The organism is Mycobacterium sp. MUNTM1 (genome assembly GCF_054660795.1).
The window spans coordinates 1-4,535 of the sequence record NZ_BAAGDE010000114.1; the positions used below are offsets into that span (position 1 = coordinate 1).

Annotated in this window: 5 protein-coding genes and 1 pseudogene; 5 read left to right on the forward strand and 1 reads right to left on the reverse strand. The window is 71.5% G+C overall.

What is annotated here, in order from left to right:
• The 5 genes and pseudogenes from ACYQ8K_RS29770 to ACYQ8K_RS29790 all read left to right on the forward strand — a co-directional run.
• Window positions 1-602, forward strand: a pseudogene (locus tag ACYQ8K_RS29770) (ATP-binding protein); the annotation flags it as partial.
• A complete protein-coding gene (locus ACYQ8K_RS29775) occupies window positions 602-1,009 on the forward strand; it encodes a serine protease inhibitor (RefSeq protein WP_459974931.1) in 408 nt (135 codons plus the stop codon). The pseudogene ACYQ8K_RS29770 and the gene ACYQ8K_RS29775, both read left to right, overlap by 1 nt.
• Before the next feature lie 6 nt (window positions 1,010-1,015).
• The gene (locus tag ACYQ8K_RS29780) at window positions 1,016-1,390 is read left to right on the forward strand and encodes a DUF742 domain-containing protein (protein WP_459974933.1); all 375 of its coding nucleotides are present in this window, start codon (window positions 1,016-1,018) and stop codon (window positions 1,388-1,390) included.
• Complete coding sequence (locus ACYQ8K_RS29785) at window positions 1,371-1,958, forward strand: GTP-binding protein (RefSeq protein ID WP_459974935.1); 588 nt, start codon at window positions 1,371-1,373, stop codon at window positions 1,956-1,958. The genes ACYQ8K_RS29780 and ACYQ8K_RS29785 overlap by 20 nt, the downstream gene beginning before the upstream one ends.
• Window positions 1,955-2,506, forward strand: coding sequence for a pentapeptide repeat-containing protein (locus ACYQ8K_RS29790; protein ID WP_459974937.1), 552 nt, complete (start codon window positions 1,955-1,957; stop codon window positions 2,504-2,506). Before ACYQ8K_RS29785 ends, ACYQ8K_RS29790 begins: the two co-directional genes overlap by 4 nt.
• A 19-nt stretch (window positions 2,507-2,525) precedes the next feature.
• On the opposite strand, the gene ACYQ8K_RS29795 is transcribed toward ACYQ8K_RS29790, so the two are convergent.
• Window positions 2,526-4,535, reverse strand: a 2,010-nt coding sequence (locus tag ACYQ8K_RS29795) for an ATP-binding cassette domain-containing protein (RefSeq protein ID WP_459974939.1), incomplete at its 5' end; no start/stop codon positions are given.

Below are 4,535 nucleotides of genomic sequence, written 5' to 3' on the forward strand. Positions count from 1 at the left end.
TGCGCCCCCGCTCCGGCTCTGCCGGCTCGTCCTGTTCGGCGCCCGCGCCCGCCCAGCCGGCACGGGCGGCGTCGGACACGTCGGCCTTCTTCTCCGCCCGTTCCCGGGAGGCCGACAGCCGCGCGCAGAACCGGCAGGACCGGCCCGCTCCGGTGGCGTCCATCCCGGCGGCCCCGAAGGCCCCGGCCGACGACGACGTCATATACCGGCGGATGCTGTCGGAGATGCTCGGCGACCCGCACGATCTGGTCAACCACCCCGACCTGGATTGGCAGTCGGTCTGGGACCGCGGCTGGACGCTCGCGGCCGCGGCCGAGGAGAAGCCCGTCGAAGCCCACACCACCGACCACGGCCTGCCGGTGCGCACCCCGGGTGCGCGGCTGGTCCCCGGCGGCGCCAACGGCGCCGAACAGGACGAGCCGGCAGAGCCGGAGCGGGGGCGCAGCGGGCGATCCCCGTCGCACCGGGAGCCGCAGCACGCGGCCACCGGCCCCCTGGCCCGGGACCCCGAGGCCGTCCGCGCCTCGTTCAGTAACCATTTCGGTGGCGTGCGCAGCGGACGCTCGCACGCCCGTGAAACCGATCAAGGATCCGACGAATAATGACTTCCCCCGACAATTCCCTGGACTGGCTGGTGACCAGGTTCGCCCGCGAGGTCCCCGGCGTCGCGCACGCGCTGCTGGTCTCCGTCGACGGGCTGCCCATCGCCGCCAGCGAGCATCTCCCGCGCGAACGCGCCGACCAGCTGGCCGCGGTGGCATCCGGGCTGGCCAGCCTGGCCACCGGCGCCGCGCAGCTCTTCGAGGGCGGCCAGGTGCTGCAGTCGGTGGTCGAGATGCAGAACGGCTACCTGTTGTTGATGCGGGTCGGGGACGGCTCGCACCTGGCGACGCTGGCGGCGGCGTCGTGCGACATCGGTCAGATCGGCTACGAGATGGCCGTCCTCGTCGAGCGGGTGGGCGGCGTGGTGCAGTCGACCCGCCGGTCGCCCGTGCAGCAGCACTCGTGAGCCGCGATGGACACCTCGCAGAACTGGCCGGCCCACCGTAAGGGGAACCTCGTCCGCCCGTACACCTTGACGTCCGGGCGGACCGACACCAACGTCGATCTTCCCCTCGAGGCGCCGATTCAGACGCTGCATGCCGGCCTGACCCACCGGTGGCCGCCCAACGACGCGCGAGGCAGAATCATCCAACTGTGCGTCGAGCACCCGTCGGTCGCCGAAATCTCGGCCCGGCTGGACCTTCCGCTCGGCGTCGCGCGCGTCCTGGTCGGGGATCTGGTGTTGTCCGGCTACCTTCGAGTGCATAAGACGTTGTCCGAGCGTTCCACCAGAGACGAGCGCCACGAACTCATAGGAAGGACACTGCGTGGCTTACGCGCACTCTGACGTGCAGGCCGATTCCGGCACCCACGCGTCGACGAAGATCGTGATCGCCGGCGGATTCGGGGCCGGCAAGACCACCTTCGTCGGAGCGGTGTCCGAGATCATGCCGCTGCGCACCGAGGCGATGCTGACCGACGCCTCTGCCGGTGTCGACGCGCTCGAGGCCACCCCGGACAAGCGGACCACCACCGTCGCAATGGATTTCGGCCGGATCACCCTGGCCGAGGACCTGGTGCTCTACCTGTTCGGCACGCCGGGACAGCGCCGCTTCTGGTTCATGTGGGACGATCTGGTGCGCGGCGCGATCGGCGCGGTCGTGCTCGTCGACTGCCGGCGCCTGCAGGACAGCTTCGCCGCGGTCGACTTCTTCGAGCACCGCAACCTGCCGTTCCTCGTCGCGGTCAACGAGTTCGACGGCGCGCCGCGCTACCCGGTCGCCGAGGTGCGTGAGGCGCTGACCCTGCCGCCGCACATCCCGGTGATCAGCATCGACGCCAGGGATCGCCGGTCGGCGACCGACGCCCTGATCGCGGTCAGCGAATACGCCCTGGCCAGCCTCTCGGCCAATTGACCACGCGGTGGGTCGACCAGGAATTCGAGGGCCACGACTTCACTGACGATGACCTCAGCCGGTTACAGACCGAGCGGGTCGTGTTCACCGAATGCAACTTCAGCGGCGCCAACCTCGCCGAGTCGCAGCACCGGGGTTCGGCCTTCCGCAACTGCACGTTCCGGCGGACGTCGCTGTGGCACAGCACTTTTTCCCAGTGCAGCATGCTCGGCTCGGTGTTCGTGCAGTGCCGGCTGCGGCCGATCACGTTCGACGAGGTGGACTTCACGCTCGCGGTGCTCGGCGGCATCGACCTGCGCGGCGTGGACCTGAGCGGCTGCCGGCTGCGGGAAACCAGCCTGGTGGAGGCCGACCTGCGCAAGGCCGTGCTGCGCGGCGCGGACCTGCGCGGCGCGCGGACCGCCGGCACCCGCCTGGACGACGCGGACCTGCGCGGCGGAAGCGTGGACCCGACGCTGTGGACGACGGCCTCGCTGGCCGGTGCCCGCGTCGACGTCGACCAGGCCGTCGCCTTCGCGCTCGCCCACGGGCTGCGGCTGGACGGCTGAGCCACCCGCGGCCGATCGCTCAGCGGGTGAGCCGGATGCGCCAGCGCACCAGCGCGGCGTAGGCGACGGTCAGCACCGCGAGCATGCCCATGTCGAACAGCCAGGCCGCCGGCGTGTGCTCGAAGTGGCTGTCCCGCGGGCTCTGCGGGCCGGGCGACACCGCCCACAGATCGACCGTCGACCCCTGCGCGGCGTATCCCCACCGCGAGGGCACCAGCCAGGACAGCTGGTCGAGGAAGATCCGGTGGGTGACGGGCACCATGCCGCCGGACAGCACCATCTGCATCATCAGCGACACCACCAGCAGCGGCATGATCTGCTCGCTCGTGCGCGCCAGCGCCGAGAGCAACAGGCCCAGCATCGCCGCGGCCACGCACGTTGCGGCGACCCCGGCGAACAGCTCGAGGGTGGCGTTACCGAGCAGCACCGCCGGCCGCGTCGGCGGCCCCTTGCCCACCACGACGATCGCGGTGGCGATGGCCGCCTGGATGACGGCGAACGTGCAGAACACCGCCACCTTGGCCAGCAGGTAGGCCGTGCTCGACAGGCCGACAGCCTGTTCGCGCCGGAAGATCGGCCGCTCGCCGATCAGGTCGCGGATGGTCAGGGCGGTGCCCATGAACGCGGCCGCCATGGTGAGCAGCGTCAGGATCATCCCGGCCTCACCGGCCGACTCGCTCACCGGATCGGCATAACCGAAGCCGACGGTGCCGGGCACGGTCAGCGACAGCGCGCCCATGACGAACGGCAGCACCGCCAGGAACAGGAAGTAGGCGCGGTCGGAGACCACCAGCCGGACCTGGCGGCGGGCGATCGTGGAGAACTGGCGGCGCTTGCTGGTGCGCGCCGGGGCGCCCAGCTCGGCCGGCGCCTCGGTCAGCGTGGGCGGCGGCGGCCGGTTCTGCGCCAGGAAGCGGCGATTCGCCTCATCTGGGTTGGCGCCCACCTTGGCGAAGATGTGCGCCCAGTTGGTGGTGCCCATGGCCGCCCCGATCTGGCCGGGCGGGCCCAGGTACGCCGTCTTGCCGCCCGGCGCCATCAGCAGCACCTGATCGCAGACGTCGAGGTACGTCAGCGAGTGCGTGACCACCAGCACGACGCGGCCGGCGTCGGCGAGCTGCCGCAGCATGGTCATGACCTGCAGATCCAGCGCCGGGTCCAGGCCGGAGGTCGGCTCGTCGAGGATCAGCAGCGACGGCCCGGTCAGCAGCTCCAGGGCCACCGACGCGCGCTTGCGCTGACCGCCGGACAGGTTGTCCACCCGGGTGTTCGCGTGCTCGGAGAGCCCCAGCTCGTCGAGGACCTGGGCGATCACCTGCTCGCGATCGGACTTGCTGGTGTCGGGGGGCAGGCGCAGCTCGGCGGCGTAGCCGAGCGCCTGGCTGACCGTCAGCTGCCGGTGCACGACGTCGTCCTGCGGGACCATCCCGATCCTGGTGCGCAGCGAGGCGTACTCGGTGTGGATGTCGTGGCCCTCGAAGGTGACCGACCCCGACGACGGGGTGGCGTAGCCGGCGATCAGCCGCGACAGCGTGGTCTTGCCCGCGCCCGACCCGCCGATCAGCGCGGTCAGCGTGCCGGGCCGGGCGACGAGCGAGATCCGCTCCAGCAGGTTCTTGCCATCGACGCCGAAGTTGACCTCGCGCACCTCCAGGCCGCCGGCCCGGGTCGCCGCCTCCTGGCGGCGGACCAGCATGCCGTTGTGGAACACCAGGTCGACGTTGCCGATCGTCACCACGTCGCCGTCGGACAGCACCGCGGACCCGACCCGGACACCGTTGACGAAGGTGCCGTTGCTGCTGTTCGCGTCGCGGATCTCGGCGCCGCCCGAAGTCGGGTTCAGGAAGGCGTGATGGCGGGAGGCGAGCACGTCGGGCACCACGATGTCGTTGTTGAGCGCGCGCCCGATCCAGGCGGTGCGACCGGCCTGCGGCCGGAGCTCGGAGTCGGACCCCGGGACGCCCACCCACGTGGTCGGGAACTCCCCGGCGCCACCGGAGCGGCCGCCCTGGGTGGGCGGGTTCAGCGC

Excerpts from the sequence above, each read along its gene's own strand:
- ACYQ8K_RS29780 (WP_459974933.1), top strand. The coding sequence starts at position 1,016 with ATGGACACCTCGCAGAACTGGCCGGCCCACCGTAAGGGGAACCTCGTC.
- ACYQ8K_RS29775 (WP_459974931.1), top strand. The coding sequence starts at position 602 with ATGACTTCCCCCGACAATTCCCTGGACTGGCTGGTGACCAGGTTCGCC.